The following is a 21,543-nucleotide window of genomic DNA, read 5'->3' as shown; positions in this document are numbered from 1 at the left end:
AAGAACATGGCGCCGAGGGCATGTCCTCGGCGCCATGTCTTGAAGAGCAGACCCGCTCAGTCCTTGCCGGCGGGGTACATCGCGTCGATCAGGGCCTTGTAGCGCTTGGAGACCTCCTTGCGCTTGACCTTGAAGGACGCGGTGAGCATGCCGTTGTCGACGGTGAACTCCTCGGGGGCGATCTTGAAGTACTTGATCGACTCGAACGAGGCGAGGCCCTGGTTGACGTCGTCGAGGTAGCTCTGGACCTCTTTCTGGACGGCGTCGCTGTTGATGTCGGCGGGGTTGCCGGTGCGCTGCGACCAGGCGGCGAGCTTCTCCTTGTCGACGGTGACGAGGACGACGCAGTACTTGCGACCGTCGCCGATGACGACCGCCTCGCTGAGGATCGGCTTGGTCTTGAGGAGGGCCTCGATCTTCTGCGGGGCGACGTACTTGCCGCCGCTGGTCTTGATGAGGTCCTTCTTGCGGTCGGTGATCCGCAGGTGCATGTCCTCGTCGAACTCGCCGATGTCGCCGGTGTGGAACCAACCGTCGCTGTCCCACGCCTCGGCGGTGGCGTCGGGCCGGTTGAGGTAGCCGGACACGACGTTGGGGCCCTTGGCGAGGATCTCGCCGTCCTCGGCGAGGCGCAGGGACACGCCCTTGATGGCCGGGCCGACGGTGCCGATCTTCCAGTTGTTCGGGCGGTTGGTGGTGAGGCCGGGGCAGGTCTCGGTCAGGCCGTAGGCCTCGCACACGTTGAGGCCCATGGCGATGAAGAACTCGCCGACCTCCTTGGGCAGCGGCGCCGAGCCGGACAGCAGCACGTGCATGCGGTCCATGCCGAGCTTGGCCTTGAGCTTCGAGAACACCAGCTTGTCGGCCAGGCCGTACTTGATGCCGAGCGCCAGCGGCAGCGGCTTGTTCTTCTGGCGGTACGGGATGGTCGCCTTGCCGACCCCGAGCGCCCAGTGGAAGATCTTCTGCCGCAGCGGCGGGCTGGCGGCGACGGTGGTCATGATCTTGCCGTAGACGCGCTCGTACACCCGCGGGGCCGCCGGCAGGAAGCCGGGGCGCGACAGGCCGAGGTCCTCGGCGACGGTGGCGATCGACGACAGGACGATCTTGCAGCGGAAGAAGGCGCCGCCGAACTCGACCAGGCGGCCGAACGAGTGCGCCAGCGGCAAGAACAGGAACGCCCCGCCGACGCGCGCCCGATCGCTGAACATGCCGACCTCCTCGACGTTCTCGAGCATGCTCAGCATGTTGTCGTGGGTCTGGATGACGCCCTTCGGCGGGCCGGTGGTGCCGGAGGTGTACGTGTACGTGGCGACGTCGGAGCGCTGGATCGACTGCAGCCGCTTGTCGCGCTCGCCCTTCGTCTCGGCCAGCGCGGCGCGGCCGCGGGCCTCGACGTCGGCCAGGCTCTCCCAGTCGGCTGCCGGCGCGATGCCGGTCGGGTCGATGACGATGAAGCGCTTCAGCTTGACCGCGTCGGCCGGATACTCGACCTCGAAGAAGGTGAAGCCGCGCTGGGCCGCGCGCACCTTGTCGAGCATCTCCTTGTTCTCGACCACCAGCAGCTCGGCCTTGGTGTCGGCGTGGATGTAGCCGATCTCGGGCGGCAGCAGGCTGACGTAGATCGGCACAGTGCGATAGCCCAGCGACAGCAGCGCCCAGTCGGCCAAAACCCACTCGAGCCGCGTGTTGGCCATGATCGTGACGCAGGTGCCCAGCGTGGGCGCGTGGCCGCCCTTCAGGAGGCCGGAGGCGATCGCCTCGACGCGATCGGCGGCCTCGCCGAAGGCCACGTCGACGTATGCACCGCCCTGGCGGACGCAATAACCCGGACTCTGGCCCTCGGAGCGGGCGCGGTCGAAGAACATCTGAGCGAGGTGTGTGTCAGCCATGATCGAGGCGCTCCAACTGGGCACCCCTTGTAGCGAAGGCTCGCACGCCTGTCCAGGCGGCCTCTCCGGCGGGCTTTTCTGGGCTACAGCGCGTGCGCGCGCCAGGGGCCGCGTTCGCGGGCCGGCCTGGCGAGTTCCTGCAAACGACGTTCACGGACCGACCGTCCTGTCTGAAGGGACATGTCCCCAGGGCACGAGCGAGCGGCCATTGTGGTACGCCCGAGCTCGCCCCGCGAAGCGCGCGGCGAGCGGCCGCTGGCCGCACGCACACGCGAATGCCCCGCGCTCGCGCGGAGGTCAGCGAGCCACGCCGACGACGCGCCAGTCGCCGAAGCGACGCTCGAGGATCAGGATGAAGGGCTCGCCGCGGACCTTGCTGACGGCGTAGTTGCGGCCGAGGCCCTCCTGGACGCCGGCGGGGACGCTGCCGAAGCGCTTGCGCAGGCCGGAGGCGGTGAACACCTCGACGGCTCCGGGCGCGCCGCTGCCGGCCTCGTCGAGCATGGCCTGGAGGACACCTTGCAGCTCCTCGCGCGTGCGAGCGACGACCTGGTCGCCGATGACGAAGGGCAGGCTGGCGCGCGCGGCCAGCTTGGCGGCGTCGCGGGCGGCGAACACCTTGAGCCAGGCGTTCGCGGCGTGTCCGGCCTCGGCGTCGGGCTGGTCGCCGCTGCCCTGCTCGGGCGGTGCGCCGTGGTTGTGGCCGTCGCCCTCGCCGTGCTCGTGGTTGTGGCCGCCCGGCGCCGAGGGACCTTCGGGACCGGCGGGCCCGGGCGCGGCCGGGCCCATCTGCCGCGCGAGCCGGCGCGACGCCATCGCTTCGGATTCCGAGCTGGCCGGACGGACAGCCCGGTTCGGATCGGGCCGCTCGCCCTGGCCGGCGTTGTCGAGGATGAACGGCTCGGCGCCGAAGGTGCCGCAGGCCCGCTCGTCGCGGTGGAACGCCCAGTGGATGTAGACCTTGCCGTTGCCGCTCAAGATCTCCCGCGGCGGCTGCGGGTAGGGCCCGGCGTTGCGCACGACCTCGCGCGCGGCCCCGTCGAACTGCATGTTGCCCGAGTAGCGGACGGTCCGCAGCTTGTCGAGCGAGCCGTCGCTGTTGAGCACGATCTCGACGCGCGTCCACAGGTCGGGCTTGTTGAGCGCGTTGCCGCGGCCCATCGTGTCGAGCTGCTCGAGGAAGCCGAACGCCCACTTGTCGTGGATCGTCCGGTGCATCGTGGCGATGAACTGGGCGAACGGGTGCTTGCGCGAGCGCAGGGCGGTCTGATTGCCGGGCCGCACCTCGGGGACCATGTTCTCGAGCGGCGACTGATACAGCTCGCGCGCCTCCTCCCAGATGCCCTTCTTCTTCGACTGGCGCTGGGAGATGAGGTCCTTCTTCTCGGCGATGTCGCGCCCGAACAGGGCGTTCATCTCGTTGGCCGACAACCTGAACCGAACGACAGGTGACTTGGTATCCGAGGAGCCGGCCTGTTGTTTGTTCCGCTGCATGACCGCGGCGGCGGCCTTCTGATCGGGCGCGAGCTCGCCGGACGCAGCGGCGTCGGCGGTGGCCTCGTGCTTGAGCATCTCGGGCGAGTGCTCGCGCGGGGCCAGCTCGCGCATCGACAGCATGCTCTTGGCCTTGGGGTCGTTCTGCTCCGGGATCTTGGTCTCCGGGCTCTGCTGGACCTTCGGGGCCTCCTGCGCCAGCTGGCTCTTCTGCTCGCGCGTCTCGGCGATCTTGTCCTCGGCCGCCATGCCCTTGGTGGGCTCGTTGCTCGGCTCCTGCTGCGAGGCCTTGGCCTGCTCGGCGTCCTGCTGCAGGTTGGTGATCTCGGCGCGGGTCTCCTCGGTGACGTCGCGGTTGACGTTGGACAGGTAGTGTGCGTCGTCCGGAGACTCCTTCTCGTCCTTCTCCTCGAGCTGCTCGACCATCTTGAGCTGCAGCAGCTCGAAGTCGATCTTCTCCTTCGGCTGCTCCTCCTCCGGCGGCTTCTCCTCTTCCTTCTTCTTCTCCTCCGGCTTCGGCTCCTCGACCGGCAGCGGCTCGGGCGGCTTCTCCTCTTCCTTCTTCTTCTTCTCGCGCTCTTTCTTCTTCGGCTCCGGCGGCTCGAGATCCTCGAGCTCGGCCATCGGCTCGATCGGCTCCTTGTCGTCGACCAGCGCGACGATCACCTCGGTCTCGCACTTGCCGTCGACGATCGTGTGGAGGAGGCCGTCGTAGAGCTGGTCCTCGTCGCCCGACAGCGCTTTCTCGAGCAGGTCGACGCCGCGCTCGTAGCCGTTGACGCACGCGGGCTTGCGCGCGACCGGGGCCGACGCCACGCGCTCGTCCGAGCGGATCAGCACCAGCAGGCTCGTGGTCACCGCGGCGACGTTGAGGCCCGCAGAGAACAGGAAACAGCCGAGGAGCGCGAGTGGCCCGGCGCCTCGACGACGCCGAGTGCGGTCCCCAGGCGCGAGGGCGCCAGGTGTGGGCGGCCGCGGCACGGGCAACACTGTAGCGGAAATATTTCGTCAGGGCTCGCCGCGGCCGTTCGCCTGCACTCACGGCGGCGACAGCGGCCGCGACCGCGGGGAAGCTAGTGGAGGCTGCGGTAGACGCCGATCACCTTGCCGACCAACTCGAAGGCGCGATGATCGCCGCGATGGACGTAGATCGGCTGCATGGCCTCGTTGCCCGGCTGCAGGCGGATCTTGTCGCCCTCGAGGTAGTAACGCTTGCACGTCACCTCGCCCTCGATCATCGCCACGACGATCTCGCCCCGCTCGGCGGTGGCCTGGCGACGGACGAACACGTAATCGCCGTCGAAGATTCCATCCTCGATCATGCTCTCGCCGTGGACGACGAGGCCGAACACCTCGCGCGGCTGATTACCGTGGAGGAAGAACTGGTCGACGCTGATCCGGTTGGTGACGTTCTCGTCGGCCAGGATCGGCTGGCCCGCGGCCACGCGCCCGAGGATCGGGATCTCCGTGGTGCGAACACGCGCCGTGCTGTCCGGCGCGTCCACCGGCCGCAGCGCGCGGCTCTTGAGCTCCTCGCGGACCAGGTACCCCTTGCGCTCGAGCGCCTTCAGGTGGTCGTTGACCCCGTTGGTCGAGCGGATCCCCATGTGCTCGCCGATTTCGCGCAGCGTCGGCGGATACCCGTTCGCATCCAGACAGGAGGAGATGAAGTCGAGCGCTTGCTGCTGGCGGTGGGTGAGCTGGGGTTTCACGGGGAGAGCCTCCTGCGGCGGCTGCGGAGATCACGCCTTCGGCACTGAACGGGTGTATACAAACAATTTGCTCAGGTCAAGCTATGCGGAACTGCGAAAGGCGCCGACATGGCCTGGCCGACAGAGCCCGCCAAAGCCTGAAATTTGCCGGATTGGCCGCGCCCCGCGACCCTGCCGGCATGGGTCCGGAGCTCGACAGGCGGCAGGGGCGAAGGGACCGCCGCGACAATTCGCGGCCGGCGATCGCGCCCGGCGTGGAGCGGCGAGTCAATCAGGGCTGCCGGCGCCTGCCGGAGCCGCGTTGGCGCCAGTGGCCCTCGATCCTGGCCGCGGCCGTGCTCGGTGTAGTGGCGGCGGTGGCGCTGCAAGGGCTCCAGGCCGACGCCTCCGAGGTCGAGCCGGCGCCCGTCGAGGTCGCAGTGGCTGCGCCGCCCGTGGTGGCGTCGAGAGCGCCGATCTCCCTGAGCGAGGCGCAGGCGCTACACGACGAGGCGGCGGCGCTGACCCCCGCCGGGGTGGCGTTCGACGAGACCGCCCACGCGACCTGGTTGCCGCAAATCGGGCGTCTGGAGGCCGCTGCGGCCGATCCGGGGCTTTCGCCGGAGATCCGCGAGGAGCTGGCGGCGACCCTGGCGGCGCTCTCGAACGTGGGCCTCGGCAGAGGGCGGCCTTAGACCTACGAACCTCCTGGGAGGTTTCGGGTTTTTGCTGCTTTCTGTGATAGCGTCCGGGCTGGAGGTCTGCTCATGAGATCGCTTCAGCTCTGGTTCGTGTCCGTCGCCGTGGTCGCGTTCGGCGCATGTGGTGACAAGTCCGGGATGATGACCGCGACCGGCGCGTCCGGGCCGACCGGCGATACGCCGCCCGACTCCGAGGGCGACGACAGCGAAGGACCCGAGACGACCGGGCCGGGGGCGACGTCGACCACCGACGGGACGACGGGCGGCGCCAGCGCCACCACCGGGCCGGCGAACCCGACGAGCACCTCCGACGGCGAGACGACCACGAGCGCGGGCTTCATCGTCCCGCCCGACGGCGGGATCAGCGGGCAGTGCGACCCGCGGCTGCAAGACTGTCCCGAAGGACAGAAGTGCACGGCGGTCGCGCCGGCCGAGGGCGAACCGTGGGGCGTCAACACGTGCGTCGAGATCATGGGCGAGGGAGTCGTCGGCGATCCGTGCGACGTCCAGGAGGGCAAGTACACCGGCATCGACAACTGCGCGCTCGGCAACATCTGTCTGCTGACCGACGACGAGGGCAAGGACGGCGTGTGCGTCGAGTTCTGCGACACCAACGACGCCTGCCCCGACACGCCGACCGCCAACTGCGTGGTCTACAACGACGGCTCGCTGCCGATCTGCCTCGGCTCGTGCGACCCGCTCGTGCAAGACTGTCCCGAAGGACAGGGCTGCTACAACTCGGCCGGGGACCTGTTCGTGTGCTTCAAGGAGTCGGCGATGCCCGGTGAGGGCGGTGCGGGCGACGAGTGCCAGTACATCAATCAGTGTCAGAAGGGCGGCTTCTGCGCGGCCACGAGCGCGGTCGCCAACTGCCCGCCGATGTCGACCGGCTGCTGCACCCCGTTCTGCCCGGTCAGCGGCGGCAACGGGCCGTGCCAGGCAGGCGAGGAGTGCACGCCGTTCTTCGAGATGGGAATGGCTCCGCCCTCTTATGAGGATGTCGGGGTCTGCGTGATCCCCGCGTGAACCGGCGCGGCGCCCAGAGCGCCTGGGGCGACGAAGCAGGGGCCCGCGTCAGGTCGACCGGCTCCTTGCTGCTACGCTGCCGGCCATGCGGATCCTCGTGAGTGCAATCATCACCGGCTTCGGGCTCAAGCTCGGGGCCGACATCTACAAGGCCGTCAAGAAGAAGCTCGGGCTGCCCGACGACGACGGCGACAACAAGGTCGTGCCGGTCGACTCCGAGGCGCAGAGCTGAAGCTCTGGCTCATTCCTTGTTGGGGGTCCGGGAGCTCGGCGGCGCCTGCGGCGTCGTCGGGGTGCCGGGCGCCGGCTGCGAGCCGGACTGCTCGCGGGTCCGCTGCGTCGCCTTCTCGGCCTTGATCGCCGGCTTGAGCTGGCCCTCGGGGTCGATCGAGAAGCGGATCTCGGCCTTCACGTCGATCACGAGGCCGGCGATGACCCGCTGCATCAACTCGACGGTGTCCATGCCGTCGAGGAACTGCCGGACCTCGGCGCTGATCATCCGCACGACCTCGTTCTTGGTCGCCTGCGTCACCCCGGTCACGATCTCCTTGCCCTTGCCGATCGCGCCGTCCGGGTCGAGCAAGCCCGCGAGGCCCTCGCCGATCTTGCGCCGGAAACTGCTCGAGGTGAACCCGAGACGGTCGTCGCGGGGTGGCACATCGTCGTCCTCGGGGTCGCGCATGGCGTCACAGTAGCGCTGCCGCGCACGCGTGGCCATCCGTCCCGAGGTGCGCCCACGCGTCTCCGCAGCCGCCGCCAGACCGCTCGCGGATCCGGCGCCGGCGGGGGACTTTCCAACGGCCGCGGGAATGTGTTATCTGCCATCCGGCGTTCTGGCCCCAGAAGTCGGGGGCCTGGCGCTTCAGGCCGCAGGACCCCGAAATCGCCAGAATTCCCGGCCTGAAAATCCCCCCGCTCCAGCTTGATTTAAGGGCCCGGCGCCCGGACCTCCTTGCCTTGCGAACCTTGGACTGAGCTTCGAGAGATTGTCCTACATCTCCCACTTTTTCCGACCTCGCCCGATTCCGTGATAAGTCCTGAGCACACGACTGCAAGGACTGGAGCAACAAGGTTCATGACCGCTTACCTCGGAAACATCTGTGCCGCCCTCGTCACAATCGGTCTGCTCGTCGGTACCCTCCGCTTCTCTCGGCGCGTAAGCGGCTAAGCTGGGCTGCGGCGCGATGGCCAGGCCTCCGCAGCGCTCCGATCAGTTCGGCGCCTTTTTGGCCTCGCAAGCGCTGTGGCGCGAGGCCGCCCAGGGCGGCGAGCACGCCGAGCTGTCGCTGCAGGACATCAACGAGATCCAGCTGCTGCTGCGCGGGCAGTCGGTCATCGACTGGCACCGCCTGGCCCTCACCTCGGACGAGGACGTTCGCCGCCTGCTCGCGCTCAACGGGCTCGACCTCGGCGACCCCCGCGACGAGGCCCGCCTCGCCGACCTGCGCCAGCAAGCCGTCCGCTACATCAGCGACGTGCTCAAGCTGCGCCTCGACGACACCATCGCCGACAAGGTGCCGTGGGTGCAGCTGCCGCGGATCGCCTCGAGCAAGGCCGGCCCGCACCAGCGCCAGGCCTGCACGCTGCTCAAGGTGATGCACATCCTGAATCACCTCGAGGCGCGCGAGATGCGGGCGTCGCTGGCGATCTCCGACTCGGAGATCTTCTCGCTGGTCGAGGAGAGCGTGACCCGCATGTTCGACGAGCTGCGCACCGCCGGCGTGCCGGTGGTCGAGTTCTCGTGGTCGCGCAAGTCGAAGGAGTCGCAGCTGACCAAGCTGCTGCTGAAGAAAGAGACCAACGCGGCGCGCGTGTTCGACCGCCTGCGCTTCCGCCTGATCGTCCGCGACCCGGACGACCTGGTGCCGACGCTGCGGATCATGCTGCACCGCTGCATCCCGTTCAACTACGTGGTGCCCGACCAGACGGTCAACACGCTGATCGACCTCAACAGCCTCAAGGTCCTCGGCGCCGACGCGAACTTCGACACCGACGCGGCCAACCGCCCGCAACCGGGGCCCAACGAGTTCTCCGGCAAGAGCTTCCACGTGCTCAACTTCGTCGCCGACCTGCCGGTCCGCGTCGACGCGCTGCTGCCCCACGACCACGACGAGCGCCGCGGCCGCGTGGTGTTCGTCCTCGCCGAGTTCCAGGTGATGGACAAGCGCACCGCCGAGGCCAACGAGCAGGGCGAGAGCTCGCACGCGGAGTACAAGCGCCGACAACACCAGCACGTCCGCATGCGCCTGCTCCGCGAGCCCCGCGACGGCTGAGGCGCGATCTCGCCGCCTTGTGAGCGGCTCCGGCGGCGTCTACCGTCGACCCTGCAATGCAGGAGCGCCGTCGTCGTCGTCGCGTGTGGCCGTGGGTGGTGCTGGTGGTGGTCGCGCTGTGGTTGTGGTGCAGCCGCGAGGCGCCGCTCGTGCTCGGGACGTTTAATATCCAGACGTTCCCGCACGAGACGACGGATCCGGGCGCGGTGGCGGGGGCGATCGCCGAGCTCGACGCCGACGCCTTCGCGGTGCAGGAGATCCGGGAGCCCGGGAAGTTCTACGAGACGCTCGACAGAGCGAGCGCGCTGACCGGGAGGCGCTACGCGGCGGCGCTGACGCCCTCGTGTCGAGGACGCTCGGGCGGGCGGCTGAACGTGGGCGTCGTCTACGACACGGCGCGGCTGGAGTTGAAGGACTACCGTGCGCTCAGCAAGGGCGAGGCCTGTCCCACGGGACAGGCGCCTGCGTCGCTCGCGTCCCTCCAGACCACCTCCGGACGGGCTTTCGCGCTGGTGTCGGTGCACTTCGACCCGGGTGGCAAGCCCGAGGACGTCGCGCGGCGCAAGCAGCAGTGGCGGTGGTTGACGTCGATCCTGCCCGCGCTGCGCGAGGAGTTCGGGGCCCAGGTCGTGGTCGCGGGCGACTTCAACACGACGGGCTACCTCGAGGCGAACGACGAGCGGCGCTTCATCGACGACATGGTCGAGGAGCACGCGCTGCAGCTGCCGACCAGCACCCTCGGATGCTCGGAGTACTGGCAGCGGGACGCCAGGGTGGAGCGCTGGGAGCCGAGCTTGCTCGATCACATGCTCGGATCGAAGGACATGTCCCTCGGGACACCCCAGGTGCTCGGCATGTGCGCCGAGCTGGCGTGCGAGACGCAGACGGCGGAGCCGCCGAAGATGGGCTCGGTGTCGGACCACTGCCCGGTGCGCATCGAGCTGCGGGAGTGACGAGATGGAGCTCTCACTCGAGCGAGTCGTTCAGAACTTCGCGGATGCATTGGTCGCGGTGGACGCTACTCGCGTCGCACACAAGGGATTCCAGCTCGGTATCGGTCCCTGGGGGGAATCCGAGGCCGTGCGGGCCGCGCTGCAGGAGCTACAACGGCGACACGCGGATGACTACGCAGCGGCGAGAATCAAGCGCCTGCCGGATCTGCTCATCCCGTCGAAGTGGGCGATCGAGTTCAAGATCTTGCGTCCGTTCGGCGACAACGGAAAGCCAGCCGAACACTGGAGCGAGAATGTTCTGCACCCCTACGCCGGCAACACGAGTGCGCTGGGCGACTGCTTGAAGCTACTCGCTGCCCCGCTCGTGGAGCGGCGCGCGGTCGTAATTTTCGGCTTCGAACACACCCCAGCAGTGATTTCACTGGATCAGGCGATCGCGGGGTTCGAGCTGCTCGCGGCCCACGTGCTTCGTGTCCAGCTGGCACCACCCGTCACGGCATTGCGGACTGGACTGGTGCATCCAGTGCACCAGCAGCTGCGCGTGTTCGGCTACGAGGTCCTGTCGTGTGGCGAGTGACTGGCGCTCCGCTCACCACTTCACGCCGTCGCAGGTCGAGTCGAGCTTGGGCGCTTCGGCCTGCGGGAGGCTGATCTCGAGCGTCTGGTCGCCGCTGCGGAGGGTGTAGTTGCCGGGCTCGAGGCCGCCGATGATGCAGGCGACGGAGAGGGTCAGGCAGGTGTCGCAGGGGCCGCTGCGCTGGGTGTAGACGCCGCCGGCGAGCAGCTTGATCGTGCTGCCCTCGCGCTCGACCTCGCAGTTGGCGTTGAAGTCCTTGGGACAGGCCATGCAGTCGTCGAGGACGACGATGACCTCGAGCTCGTCGCCGGCCGCGAACGAGGCGAGGGCAGGGGCGTCGACGCAGATCTCGCCTTCGCTGTAGTTGTGCTGCTCCGCGCAGGCGGGGGCGAACACCAGGAGGAGGGGGACGAGCCAGGCGTATCGCATGCGGTCAGTATGGCAGATCGGTGGGAGGTCGGCGGGCGCGCGGGCGCTCAGGGCAGCTGGCTGGCCCGCGTGACGCAGTTACGGCCGTTGTGCTTGCAGTGGTAGAGCGCCTGGTCGGCGCGCTCGATGAGCTCGGCGGTGGCGTGGCCGTCGGTCGGGTACTCGGCGACGCCCATGGAGATCGTGACTGCGAACGGGCCCTGGTCGCTGGTCATGGTCTGGGCGGCGACCTCCTCGCGCAGCTTGTTGGCGAAGATGGCGGCGCCCTCGGCGTCGGTGTCGGGCAGGACGAGCACGAACTCCTCGCCGCCGTAGCGGGCGACGATGTCGACCTTGCGCGCGCGGCCGGCGAACACCGCGGCGACGCGCTTGAGCACTGCGTCGCCGATCGGGTGGCCGTAGGTGTCGTTGACCTTCTTGAAGTGGTCGATGTCGGTGAGGATCAGCGAGAAGTTGCGACCTGTCCGTTCGGCCAGGGCGTGGATCTGCGCCAGGCGCTCCTGGAAGGCGCGGTGGTTGGTGAGGCCGGTGAGGCCGTCGGTGGTGGCCCGCTCCTCCATGGCCCGGTACATGCGCGCGTTCTGCAGGCCGACGCTGAGCTGGTGCGAGAGGACGCGGAGGATCTCGCGGGTCGCCCGCGGGAACTGGCGCTCGCGCGCGGCCGCCAAGGTGAGGGTGCCGAGGACCTTCTCGCCGTGCAGCAGCGGCAGGACGAGCACGCTCTGGGCCGGGCGCAGGCGGGTGTGGACGTCGAACACGACGGTCTCCGGCTCGACGCGCTCGTCGGCGGCCGGCATGAAGTGACGGTTCTTGGTCGCCATGGCGACGAGGCCCGAGCCGTGCTCGAACACGCGGTCGCGCAGCGACTCGGCGATGCTCCGCCAGCCGTCGCCGTGGGTCGGGTCGCGGTCGCCGGGGACGTCGACCGCGAGCACCCGGTGGGCCTCGGCGTGCTCGTCGTAGGTGGCGATCGCGGCCAGGTCGTACGGGGCGATCGCGCGGATCGCCTCGAAGCTCTTGCCGTACAGCGCCTCGAGCCCGAGCGCGCCGCTCAGCAGCTCGCTCGCCCGGTACAGCTGCTCGTGCTCGTAGCGGCTGCGCATCGCGGTGATGAAGGCCCGCTCGTGGTCGACGGTCCGCAGCACGTGCTGCGCCGCGGAGGTCAGCTTGTCCTGCTCCGCGGCGGTGAAGGGCTTGCCGTCGATCCGGTCGGCGCACAGGACCCCGAGCAGCCGCTCGCCGCGGACCAGCGGCACCGCGCACAGGTCGGTGACCGCCACCGGCGCGCCGTAGTACGGCGGCAGGTGCTTCTCGGACATGTTCTTGAGGACGAGCGTCTTCGGGTTGCGCAGCAGCCCGGCCAGCACGCCGGGGCTCGCCAGCTCGGGCGCGCCGACCAGCGCGGTCGCGGCCGAGGCGGCGCGCTTGAGCACGAGCTCCTCCTCGGACATCCACAGCAGCGCGCAGGTGTGCAGCTCGAGGTCGCCGCGGATGAGCTCGAGGCTGAACGCGACCTGCTCGTGGATCGCGTGCACCGCCGACTGGGTCAGCTGCGCCTCCTCGGCGTCCCGGCTCTTGCGCGGGGCGGCGGCGGCGACCAGCCGGAAGTCGCGGGCCTCCTGGCGGATGTGCGACAGCTCGTCGGCCAGCCGCTGGGCGTGCTCGCCGCGCAGGCGCCGGACGAGGGCGCCGAGGATCAGCAGGTTGCCGGCGGCGAAGAAGGCGATGTAGCTGAGGTGGAAGGCGATCCTGGCCCCGGAGTCATGTCCCGCAGACCAGCCGACTGCGACCTCGAGCAGGGCGATCGATGCCAGCCACACGCCGGCGATCCAGCGCGCGCGGTGGAGCAGCAGCAGGAACGAGGCGAGGGCGTAGACCAGCGGGTGGGCCGGGCTGGCGAGGCCGCCGGTGACGGCGATCAGCAGATAGGTGCCGGTGATGATGAGGAGGCCGAGCTCGAGCTCGTGGGTCTGCGAATAGGTGGCGGCGTTCGGGCGTAGCTCGCGGAGCAGCGCGCGCACGAGGGTGGCGGCGAACACCGTCAGCGAGGCGGCCAGGGCCGGGCTGCCCTCGTCGAAGGCGGTCGGCGTGGCTGCCCCCACCGCCAGCACCAGCCAGGTGGCGAGCAGGACGAGGAGGCTCCAGCGCTCGCGGGCGCGGAGGCGGAGGCCGTGGATGGTGCGGGCGAGCGTCGTCATGGCTTGGTCTTGTCGTCGCGGCGGATCTCGAACACCACCTCACCTGGCCGGATCAGGTTGAGGTCCTCGCGGGCGATCCGCGCGACCTCCTCGGGGTCGCGCTTGAGGGCGGCGATCTCGGCGCGCAGGGCGTCGATGTCGGCCTGCAGCCGCTCGTTGCCGCGGCGCAGCGCGGCGTGCTCCTTCTCCACGCGCGCGAGGTCCTCGGCGCTCCCGCCGGTGGCGACGTGCTGCGGCAGGTAGGCGATCGCGAACGCGAGCAGCGCGGCGAGCAGGATCCGGTTGACCCATTGCATGGGGAGCGGACCGACCTTGGCCGGGGTGATCGATCGGGGCAAAAAATCGGCGAGAGCGACCGGCCGAGTGCGCGATGCTGCGCGCCTGTGCAGTGGCGGACAGGCGACCGACCGCGTCACTCGCGGCGTCGCCGTCGCAGCGCCAGAGCGAGGAGCACGAGGACGGCGGGCGGACGGCCATCACCGGACGTGACGTCACAGCTCGAGAAGGTCGCGTGGGTGAGGCGGTACTCGAGCTCGAGCGGCGCGTCGGGCCGCTCGATGGTCACGAGGAGGCGATCGCGGTGCGGCGTCAATTCGACGACGCCCGGGACGTCCAGCGGCCACAGAGCGCGCCACCGAGGATCGTCGAACTCGTGGTATTCAGGATCGAGGTCCGGGGCGTAGCGGCCGGGGACCGCCGGTTCACGGTAGACGAGGATGGCGCAGATCGGCTTGGCGATGCGCCGCTGACGGCGAATGTGGCGCTCGATCGGGCGAGGGAGCGGCCTCGTGGCCTCGACGAGCTTCAGATAGCCGATGTCGCGGACCAGCAGGTGAGCATACGGCGTGCTGCTGGCGCGCAAGGTCGGTGGCAGATGCTCGAGCGAGACCGGTTGCCCGGCCTGCCGTGCGGCCACGAGCGCGAAGTCGAGGCGCTCGGCGACGAACTGCGGCGGCTTGCAGGCCGACACCGGAGCCGAGTGGAGCAGCAGCCACGCGCCGACAGCCACGGCCAGGTGCGGGCTGCAGCGGTACGACGGATGTTTCACTCGCAACGAATTTCTCAGACCGGCACACCGAGGTCAACTCAGCCGACGAGAGGGCCAGGCCTCGACGGCGCGACGCAGGGGCCGTGGTGGCCCCCTTCATGAATGATGATCGCAGCCCGCTTATCGATGGAGTCGATGCCCCGCCACGCTTCGCAGAGTCGAACGTATCGACTTCGGGGCAGCACCAGTCTGACCCGGTCGCAAGGCGAGCATTTGTAGCGGGTGCTCGGACCTCGATGAGGTGTCGCCACTGGGCGCGCTCGTGTACGTCGCGGACGGGCCAGTTGAGCTTGAACCACAAGCGGGCCAGCTCGCGAGGTCCCCGGCGCTCCCGCCGGTGGCGATGTGCTGCGGCAGGAAGGCGAGCGCGAACGCGAGCAGCGCGGACGACTGTCACCGACGGCGACGCCGGACTGCGAGCGCGACGACCAGGAGGAGCGCGGGCGGGCGGGTGTCGGTCGTGACGTCGCAGTAGGTCCGGTGCCGGAGCCGGTACTCGAGCTCGAGCGGGCCGTCCGGGCGCTCGATGTGGAGTCGCACGCGGTCGCGGGTCGGCATCACCTCGAGCGTGCCGTCGACGTCGCTCGGCCAGGTCGAGCGCCAGCGGGCGTCCGCGTCGGTGTCCCGCTCGCCGCCGACCGTGGTGAAGCGGCCGGGGACGATCGGCTCGTGGAACACCACGGCCTGGAGATAGCACTGGATCACGAAGCGTCGGCGGTGGCGGCGGATCGTCCGCTCGACCTTCGCGGGCAGCGGCCGGGTGTGTTCGACGAGGGGCAGCCAGCCGATGTCGAAGGAGAGGATCTGGTCGTAGGGCGAGCTGTGGAGGCCGAGGCGCGCGGGGAATCCGGAGAGGGGGGCGGGTCGGCCGGCGCGGTGGGCTGCCACCAGCTCGAGGTCGAATTTCTCGGCGATGAACGCGGCCGGCTTGCAGGCGGCGACCGGCGCAGGCCGGGCCCACAGCAGGCCGGCGGCGAGCAATCCGAGGCGCGCGGACCCGCGGCGGAGCATCTCGCCTCGAGGTTCCTCCGTCGCGGCGTCGGCGTCAAATGGCGCGCGGACGGGGCGCTCGGACGAGCTACGGCGCGGGAGACTGCCCTGAGCGGTCGCGCGCCGGAGGTCCGAGAGGCTCGCGGTCGACGGGCGTGTCTCAAGGGACATGTCCCGAGAGTCTTCTCGGGCGGGACGTGGAGCTCGCCGCTCGCCTGTGTCCCGGCGCCCGCTCAGGCTGTCTCGGAGGACATGTGCCGAGGCGAGACAGGGGAGCTCGCTCGTCACCCGGGTCCCGGCGCCCGCTCAGGCTGTCCCGAAGGACATGCCTCGAAGGCTCAGTGGCGGTGCAGGATGCCGAGCTTCTCGATGCCGCACAGCTTGGCGACGTCCATCGCCTGGACGACCTTCTCGTGGCGGGTGTTCTGGTCGGCCTTGATGTTGACCGTCGACACCTGCTTGTCCTTGGCGGCGTTGCACAGGCGCATCTGCAGCTCGCGGTCGTCGACGACGACGCGGTCGACCTCGAAGCGGCCGTCTTCGCTGATCTCGACCACCAGGGCCTTGGACTCGCTGGCGGGCTCGTTGCTCGAGGCCTTGGGCAGCTTGACCTTGAAGGCGCTGTCGGTGTTGAAGGTGGCGGTCAGCAGGAAGAAGATGAGCAGCTGGAAGGTGACGTCGATGAGCGGCGTCAGGTCGACCAGGTTACCGCCGCTGCCCGGCCGCTTGCGGCCGTTCTTGCCGCGGAAGTTCACGGAGACACCTCGGCGGGCGCGGGCGCGGGCTTCGGCTCCGCGGGCGCGGCGGCGGCCGGGCGGGCCTTGGCGGCGCGGCGGCCGTCCTCGAGCAGGTTGACGATCGCCATCGCGTCCTCCTCCATCTCGAGCACCAGCTTGTTGGTGCGGTCGAGCAGCACGCGGTAGAGGAGCAGCATGGGGATCGCCACGGTGAGGCCGTAGGCGGTGGTGATGAGGGCCTGCCAGATGCCCTGGGCGAAGGTGTCGGGGCCGACCGCGCCGGAGGCGTAGGCCTCGACGAAGTTGCGGAACACCTGGATCATGCCGACGACGGTGCCGAGGAGGCCGAGCAGCGGCGAGATGGTGGCGACGGTGCCGACGATCTCGACGTTGCGGTCCATGTGGGCGATCTCGCGGGCGCCCACCTCCTCGACGGCCTCCTTGATGTCGGCCCGGCTGGTGCTGTGCTCGAACGCGCGGAGCGCGGAGGCGATGATCAGCGCGATCGACGACGCGTTCTCCTCGCACAGGAGCAGCGCCTCGTTGACCTTGCCCTTGGCGACGAGCGCGCGGATGCGGTCGACGAAGGCGCGGGGCAGCACCTTGGACCGCTGCGTCGACCACAGCCGCTCGAAGAAGATGCCGACCCCCACGATCGAGGCGGCCAAGATGGCCCACATCAGGGGCCCGCCCTGTTCGAAGAGTTCCTTGAGATCCATCGCTGTGGTTCGCCCGGTCGGAGAGCCTTACCTCGGCGGCAGGCCCGTGAGTGTTGCCAGATGCGGGCAGAGCCGGCGGCTCGGCCGAGGAAAGAAGATCCGCCGGGAGCGGATTGAAGCGGTTTACTCTCTGCCAGGGGCCCGTCGCAACCTGTCGGTGCGGCCGCCATGGGAGTGCGCTCACGTGCACGGGCTTGACGACACGGGGGCTTCGCTGTTAGACACTCCGCCCACCAAACAAGCGGGGGCGTAGCTCAGCTGGGAGAGCATTGCGCTGGCAGCGCAAAGGTCAGGGGTTCGAACCCCCTCGCCTCCACCGCGGGAACCAAGAGCCCGAACCAACACGAGACCGAGCCGGCCACCAGCCCGCTCGGTCTCGGTCTTTTTGGTCTCGAAATTTTCGAGCCTCGCTGTCGGCCGCGAAAGCCTGCGGTCCTTCGCGCTCGCGACGTCGCGGCCGCGCTCGCTAGCGCGTGCGCTGGCCCTGCGAAAAACGCTGCGCCCGGCCTGCAGAGGCGGTGCGCACGGGCTTTCAGCTTGAACGCTGCGGCGCGCCTGGCACCATGCCGACGATGACGAAGCGCGCCGCAATCCTGGGTTCGGGCCACTACGTGCCGACGCGGGTCGTGACGAACGACGACCTGTCGAAGTTGATGCCGACCAGCGACGAGTGGATCCACCAGCGCACGGGGATCCGCGAGCGCCGCTTCATCGAGCGCACCGGCATCGGCGCCAGCGACCTGGCGCTGCCGGCGGCGAAGATGGCGCTCGAGCAGGCGGGCCGCGAGGTGAAGGACGTCGACGCGGTGATCTTCGCCACCCTCAGCCCCGACGTGAACTTCCCCGGCTCGGGCTGCTTCCTCACCCACAAGCTCGGCATCCCCGGCGTGCCCGCGCTCGACGTGCGCAACCAGTGCTCGGGCTTCCTCTACAGCCTGTCGGTCGCCGACGCGTGGGTCCGCGCCGGCGTGTACAAGAACGTGCTCATCGCCGGCGCCGAGGTCCACTCGACCGGGATGGAGTTCAACGAGCGCGGCCGCGACGTCGCGGTGCTGTTCGGCGACGGCGCCGGCTGCGTGCTGGTCGGCGAGGCCACCCGCGACGGCCAGGGCATCCACAACGTCGAGCTCCACGCCGACGGCGTCGGCGCCCAGGAGCTGTGGGTCGAGGCCCCGGCCAGCATGTACGTGCCGCGCCTGACCCCGGAGATGTTCGAGGAGGGCCGCCACTACCCGCGCATGAACGGCAAGCAGGTGTTCCGCTGGGCGACCGAGAAGATGCCCGAGGTGGCCCACTCGGTGGTCCGCCGCGCCGGCCTGACGATGGCCGAGATCGACATGTTCGTGCCCCACCAGGCCAACATGCGCATCAACCAACTGGTCGCCGCCAAGCTCGGGATCCCCGACGACCGCGTCGTCCACAACATCGAGCGCTACGGCAACACCACCGCCGCGACCATCCCGATCGGCATCAGCGAGTCGTGGCGCGAGGGCAAGATCGGCCCCGGCTCGCGCGTGCTGATGGCCGCCTTCGGCGCCGGCTTCACCTGGGCCGGCTCCGTGGCTGTCTTCTAGGACATGTTGAAAGGGACAGTATGAGCACGGAGATCAGGCCGCTCGGAGCGGGTGAGGCGGAGCTGCTGGAGCGGGTCGCGGACGACGTGTTCGACGACCCGATCGTGCCGGCGCGCGCGCGCGAGTTCCTGGCCGACCCGCACCACCACCTCGTCGTCGCGGTCGCGGACGACGTGGTCGTCGGCATGGTCTCCGCGGTCGACTACCTCCACCCCGACAAGGCCGACCCGGAGCTGTGGATCAACGAGGTCGGCGTGGCCTCGTCGCACCGCGGCAAGGGCCTCGGCCAGGCGCTGCTGCAGGCGACCTTGGCGCTGGGCCGCGAGCTCGGCTGTCGGGTGGCGTGGGTGGCGACCGATCGCTCGAACACCCCGGCGATGCGCCTGTACGCGGCCGTCGGCGGGGTGGAGGAGCCGCAGGACACGGTGCTGTTCACGTTCCGCCTCGACTGAGGCGTGCGTGTGCCGACGACGGCGCGTGGAACGCTGTCTCCATGGGTCGCGGCGCCGGTTGCAACGGGTTGCAGAGGGCTCGCGGCCGCTTGCGGGCAGATCGAGCGGGTGATACCAAGCAGGCGGAGAACGCGGACGCAGGTCCGCGCAGCGCATGCGCAAGCCGCAAGACGACCTGGTCTTCATCGATGAGCGAGGCGTGGCGCAGCCGCACGGCGAGCACGCGGGCACGCAGATGCGCGCCCGCGCGGGCGCGTACCGGCTGATGCCGACGCCGAACCACGTGGTGTTCATGCGCTTCACCGGCCAGGACGGCCGGCGCGACGAGGAGGACGGCGCGATCGTCCGCCTGGCCGGCGAGATCACGCACCCGGGCACGATGTGCGACGTCATCGCGCTGATCGCCCAGGCCAACTGGCGCGGCGAGCTGACCGTCCGCGACGGCGAGCACGTGCGCAGCATCTTCATCGACTCGGGCAACGCGGTGTGCGCCACCAGCGACGTCGACGAGGAGCGGTTCGGCAAGATCATGTACCGCTTCGGCGCGATCGACGAGTTCCAGCTGCGCCACACGCTCGACAAGCAGAAGGAGAGCGGCCTGCGCTTCGGCGACATGGCGGTCGAGCTCGGGATCTCGAACCACTCGCAGGTCTATCAGTACCTCGGCAAGCAGGCCGAGGAGATCGTCCTGGCGTCGATGCAGGTCAGCGACGGGATGTTCTGCTTCCTCGACGGCTTCGACGACGAGGCGGTCCCGTTCCACCACTCGCTCAACCTCAACAACCTGCTGATGGACGGCGTCACGCGCATGGACGAGATGCGCTACTTCCGGCAGCGGGTCCCCAGCGGCGACTACGTGCCCGAGCGCGCCGAGGGCCGCACCGACGCGCCCAAGGAGTTCCGCGCGATCTACGACACGATCGACGGCGTGCTCAGCGTGATCGAGCTCGGCCGCGTGCTCGGCCTCGGCGAGTTCCAGACCACCAAGCAGCTGTTCCAGCTGATCCAGTCGAAGCACGTGACGATGCAGAAGCCGCGCATGCGCGGCGGGCCGCTCGAGGTGGTCGAGACCGCCAACTCGGTGCTGCAGCAGATCCACCAGGAGGCCGACTCCGGCGGCAAGGGCACGATCCTGCGCAACAACCTGGCCAGCTTCGTCGACCCGACCTACGAGCAGCTGTTCTCGCGCGCCGGCCCGGCCGAGAAGGGCGCGTTCGAGGCCCAGCGCGTGGTCGACAACGCCAGGGCCCTGTTCGCCGGCGCCAACATCGAGCGCCAGCTCAAGGAGCTGCTGTACGACTACGTCAGCTTCGCCCTGTTCACCGCCGGCAGCCTGGTGCGCCGCTCGAAGGACCAGAGCCTGAGCAAGCAGGTCGAGCCGCTGATGAGCCGGCTGCGGCCGATCGGGTGACGGTGGCGGACGCGGCGGCGCCGACGAACCCTCCGTCGGGGATGTTCCGCGGCCTCGGGCTGGTGGCCACCACCGCGCTCGTGGTCGGCAACATGATCGGCTCGGGGATCTACGTGATCCCGTCGAGCCTGGCCGACACCGCGGGCCCGCTGGGGCTGGTCGCGTGGGCGATCAACGCGGCCGGCTACCTGTGCCTCACCGCGGTGTTCGCCGACCTCGGCGGCGCCTACCCGGTGTCGGGCGGTCTGCAGGCGTTCGCGCGGCGGGCCTTCGGCGACCTGGTCGGGCTCGAGGTCGGGTTCCTGTACTGGCTGTGCGCGGTGATCGGCAACGCGGCGTTCCTCACTGCCTTCGTCGGCTACCTCGCGGTGCTGTGGCCGGCCGCGGGCGACCCGTGGACGGCCTTCGTCGTCAGCCAGGCGCTGCTGTGGGCGCTGACCCTGACGAACGCGCTCGGGGTGCGCGCCGGCGGGGCGGTCCAGGTGATCACCGTGATCTGCAAGCTCGCGCCGCTGGTGGTGCTCAGCGTGGCGCTGTGGCCGCTGGCGTCGACGGCGAACCTCGAGCCGTTCGCGCCCAGGGGCTGGGGCTCGCTGCTGCCGGCGGTGTCGCTGGTGTCGTGGCTGTTCGTCGGCATGGAGTCGGTCACGGTGCCGGCCGAGGAGATCGTCGGGGCCGGTCGCACGATCCGGAAGTCGGTCTACATCGGCTTCCTCATGACCAGCGCGATCTACCTGCTGGTCCTCGGCTCGCTCGGCCTGGCCGTCCCCGCCGAGCTGCTGGCGAAGAGCGCCAGCCCGCTCGCCGACGTCGCGGCCTATCACTTCGGCCCCACTGCCGCGACGCTGGTGACCATCGGCGCGCTGGTGTCGGTGGCGGGGATCTTGAACGGCTGGGTGCTGGTGACCAGCCGCATGGCCCACGCGACCGCGCGCGACGGCCTGGGCCCGCGCGCGCTGGCGCGGCTGCACCCGCGCTTCGGCACGCCGACCCGCGCGCTGGTGCTCACCGCGGTGCTGTCGGGCGCGCTGGTCGGGCTCTACTTCAGCGGCACGACCCTCGAGATCTACAACTTCATCGCCCTGCTCTCGACCGCCACCGCGCTGGTCGCCATCGGGGTGGCCTGCGCGGCCGAGCTGGTGCTGCTGCGGCGCGAACCCGACCGCTTCTCGCCGCAGCAGCGCCGCCGCGCCCCGTGGACCGCGACCGTCGGCCTGGCCGTGGTCGCCCTGATGATCGCCGGCTCGGGCGCGACGATCGTCGCCCTCACGGCCGGCTGTCTGCTGCTGCCGTTGCCGTATTATTTCCTGGCGCTGCGCCGGCGACCCGCTTCGCCTGCGCCTTGAGACATGAACCTATGAGCATGTGTGGAGGGACA

The 21,543-nt window shown here is 69.7% G+C and carries 21 protein-coding genes and 1 tRNA gene; 11 read left to right on the top strand and 11 right to left on the bottom strand.

Annotated elements, in window-relative coordinates:
* Positions 1 to 56: 56 nt before the first annotated feature.
* The 3 genes from O0S08_RS42395 to lexA all read right to left on the bottom strand — a co-directional run bounded on the left by O0S08_RS42395 (position 57) and on the right by lexA (position 5,098).
* Positions 57 to 1,892 carry an AMP-dependent synthetase/ligase gene (locus O0S08_RS42395; RefSeq protein WP_269035224.1) on the bottom strand — a complete coding sequence of 612 codons (1,836 nt, stop codon included), beginning with the start codon at positions 1,890 to 1,892 and terminating at the stop codon, positions 57 to 59.
* A gap of 297 nt (positions 1,893 to 2,189) precedes the next feature.
* Complete coding sequence (locus O0S08_RS42390; protein WP_269035223.1) at positions 2,190 to 4,244, bottom strand: TonB family protein; 2,055 nt, start codon at positions 4,242 to 4,244, stop codon at positions 2,190 to 2,192.
* Between the two features lie 215 nt (positions 4,245 to 4,459).
* The gene (lexA, locus tag O0S08_RS42385) at positions 4,460 to 5,098 is read right to left on the bottom strand and encodes a transcriptional repressor LexA (RefSeq protein ID WP_269035222.1); all 639 of its coding nucleotides are present in this window, start codon (positions 5,096 to 5,098) and stop codon (positions 4,460 to 4,462) included.
* A gap of 83 nt (positions 5,099 to 5,181) precedes the next feature.
* Here lexA and O0S08_RS42380 point away from each other — a divergent pair, with 83 nt between their 5' ends.
* The 3 genes from O0S08_RS42380 to O0S08_RS42370 all read left to right on the top strand — a co-directional run bounded on the left by O0S08_RS42380 (position 5,182) and on the right by O0S08_RS42370 (position 7,036).
* Positions 5,182 to 5,772: a hypothetical protein gene (locus tag O0S08_RS42380; protein ID WP_269035221.1), complete on the top strand. Its 591-nt coding sequence runs from the start codon at positions 5,182 to 5,184 to the stop codon at positions 5,770 to 5,772.
* A 72-nt stretch (positions 5,773 to 5,844) separates the two neighbouring features.
* On the top strand, positions 5,845 to 6,804 hold the full coding sequence (locus O0S08_RS42375; protein ID WP_269035220.1) for a hypothetical protein: 960 nt from the start codon (positions 5,845 to 5,847) through the stop codon (positions 6,802 to 6,804).
* An 85-nt stretch (positions 6,805 to 6,889) separates the two neighbouring features.
* Entirely contained in the window at positions 6,890 to 7,036 is a 147-nt protein-coding gene (locus tag O0S08_RS42370; RefSeq protein ID WP_269035219.1) for a hypothetical protein, read from the top strand.
* 9 nt (positions 7,037 to 7,045) lie between these two features.
* On the opposite strand, the gene O0S08_RS42365 is transcribed toward O0S08_RS42370, so the two are convergent.
* Entirely contained in the window at positions 7,046 to 7,486 is a 441-nt protein-coding gene (locus tag O0S08_RS42365; protein WP_269035218.1) for a hypothetical protein, read from the bottom strand.
* A 502-nt stretch (positions 7,487 to 7,988) separates the two neighbouring features.
* Here O0S08_RS42365 and O0S08_RS42360 point away from each other — a divergent pair.
* Genes O0S08_RS42360 through O0S08_RS42350 form a run of 3 tightly spaced genes read left to right on the top strand, consistent with a single transcriptional unit; the run spans position 7,989 to position 10,607 of the window.
* Entirely contained in the window at positions 7,989 to 9,077 is a 1,089-nt protein-coding gene (locus O0S08_RS42360; protein ID WP_269035217.1) for a TIGR04552 family protein, read from the top strand.
* 56 nt (positions 9,078 to 9,133) lie between these two features.
* Positions 9,134 to 10,030, top strand: coding sequence for an endonuclease/exonuclease/phosphatase family protein (locus O0S08_RS42355; RefSeq protein WP_269035216.1), 897 nt, complete (start codon positions 9,134 to 9,136; stop codon positions 10,028 to 10,030).
* Between the two features lie 4 nt (positions 10,031 to 10,034).
* Complete coding sequence (locus O0S08_RS42350) at positions 10,035 to 10,607, top strand: hypothetical protein (protein ID WP_269035215.1); 573 nt, start codon at positions 10,035 to 10,037, stop codon at positions 10,605 to 10,607.
* A gap of 12 nt (positions 10,608 to 10,619) precedes the next feature.
* Here the strand turns inward: O0S08_RS42350 and O0S08_RS42345 are convergent, their stop codons facing one another.
* The 7 genes from O0S08_RS42345 to O0S08_RS42315 all read right to left on the bottom strand — a co-directional run bounded on the left by O0S08_RS42345 (position 10,620) and on the right by O0S08_RS42315 (position 16,728).
* The gene (locus O0S08_RS42345) at positions 10,620 to 11,036 is read right to left on the bottom strand and encodes a hypothetical protein (protein ID WP_269035214.1); all 417 of its coding nucleotides are present in this window, start codon (positions 11,034 to 11,036) and stop codon (positions 10,620 to 10,622) included.
* Positions 11,037 to 11,083: 47 nt separating this feature from the next.
* Positions 11,084 to 13,234 (bottom strand): sensor domain-containing diguanylate cyclase, encoded by a 2,151-nt coding sequence (locus O0S08_RS42340; RefSeq protein WP_269035213.1) that lies wholly within the window; start codon positions 13,232 to 13,234, stop codon positions 11,084 to 11,086.
* A complete protein-coding gene (locus O0S08_RS42335) occupies positions 13,231 to 13,572 on the bottom strand; it encodes an FtsB family cell division protein (RefSeq protein WP_269035212.1) in 342 nt (113 codons plus the stop codon). Before O0S08_RS42335 ends, O0S08_RS42340 begins: the two co-directional genes overlap by 4 nt.
* Positions 13,573 to 13,646: 74 nt before the next feature.
* Positions 13,647 to 14,282, bottom strand: a complete 636-nt coding sequence (locus O0S08_RS42330; protein WP_269035211.1) for an MYXO-CTERM sorting domain-containing protein — start codon at positions 14,280 to 14,282, stop codon at positions 13,647 to 13,649.
* Positions 14,283 to 14,675: 393 nt separating this feature from the next.
* A complete protein-coding gene (locus O0S08_RS42325) occupies positions 14,676 to 15,293 on the bottom strand; it encodes a hypothetical protein (RefSeq protein ID WP_269035210.1) in 618 nt (205 codons plus the stop codon).
* Between the two features lie 317 nt (positions 15,294 to 15,610).
* Positions 15,611 to 16,027: an ExbD/TolR family protein gene (locus tag O0S08_RS42320; RefSeq protein WP_269035209.1), complete on the bottom strand. Its 417-nt coding sequence runs from the start codon at positions 16,025 to 16,027 to the stop codon at positions 15,611 to 15,613.
* Positions 16,024 to 16,728: a MotA/TolQ/ExbB proton channel family protein gene (locus tag O0S08_RS42315; RefSeq protein ID WP_269035208.1), complete on the bottom strand. Its 705-nt coding sequence runs from the start codon at positions 16,726 to 16,728 to the stop codon at positions 16,024 to 16,026. The genes O0S08_RS42320 and O0S08_RS42315 overlap by 4 nt, the downstream gene beginning before the upstream one ends.
* Before the next feature lie 243 nt (positions 16,729 to 16,971).
* On the opposite strand from O0S08_RS42315, the gene O0S08_RS42310 reads away from it, so the two are divergent.
* From O0S08_RS42310 to O0S08_RS42290, 5 genes are all read left to right on the top strand, one after another.
* Positions 16,972 to 17,044, top strand: a tRNA-Ala gene (locus O0S08_RS42310).
* A gap of 256 nt (positions 17,045 to 17,300) precedes the next feature.
* Positions 17,301 to 18,302, top strand: coding sequence for a 3-oxoacyl-ACP synthase III family protein (locus O0S08_RS42305; RefSeq protein WP_269035207.1), 1,002 nt, complete (start codon positions 17,301 to 17,303; stop codon positions 18,300 to 18,302).
* A 20-nt stretch (positions 18,303 to 18,322) separates the two neighbouring features.
* Positions 18,323 to 18,754 (top strand): GNAT family N-acetyltransferase, encoded by a 432-nt coding sequence (locus tag O0S08_RS42300; protein ID WP_269035206.1) that lies wholly within the window; start codon positions 18,323 to 18,325, stop codon positions 18,752 to 18,754.
* Positions 18,755 to 18,908: 154 nt separating this feature from the next.
* Positions 18,909 to 20,165 (top strand): DUF4388 domain-containing protein, encoded by a 1,257-nt coding sequence (locus O0S08_RS42295; protein WP_269035205.1) that lies wholly within the window; start codon positions 18,909 to 18,911, stop codon positions 20,163 to 20,165.
* A gap of 41 nt (positions 20,166 to 20,206) precedes the next feature.
* Complete coding sequence (locus O0S08_RS42290; RefSeq protein WP_269035204.1) at positions 20,207 to 21,511, top strand: APC family permease; 1,305 nt, start codon at positions 20,207 to 20,209, stop codon at positions 21,509 to 21,511.
* The last annotated feature ends 32 nt before the right edge of the window (positions 21,512 to 21,543 follow it).

The sequence above is a fragment of the Nannocystis punicea genome, from assembly GCF_026965555.1.
Taxonomy (GTDB): Bacteria; Myxococcota_A; Polyangia; order Nannocystales; family Nannocystaceae; genus Nannocystis; species Nannocystis punicea.
Note: the sequence above shows the minus strand (reverse complement) of the source record. Positions and strands in the feature narration are given on the sequence as shown.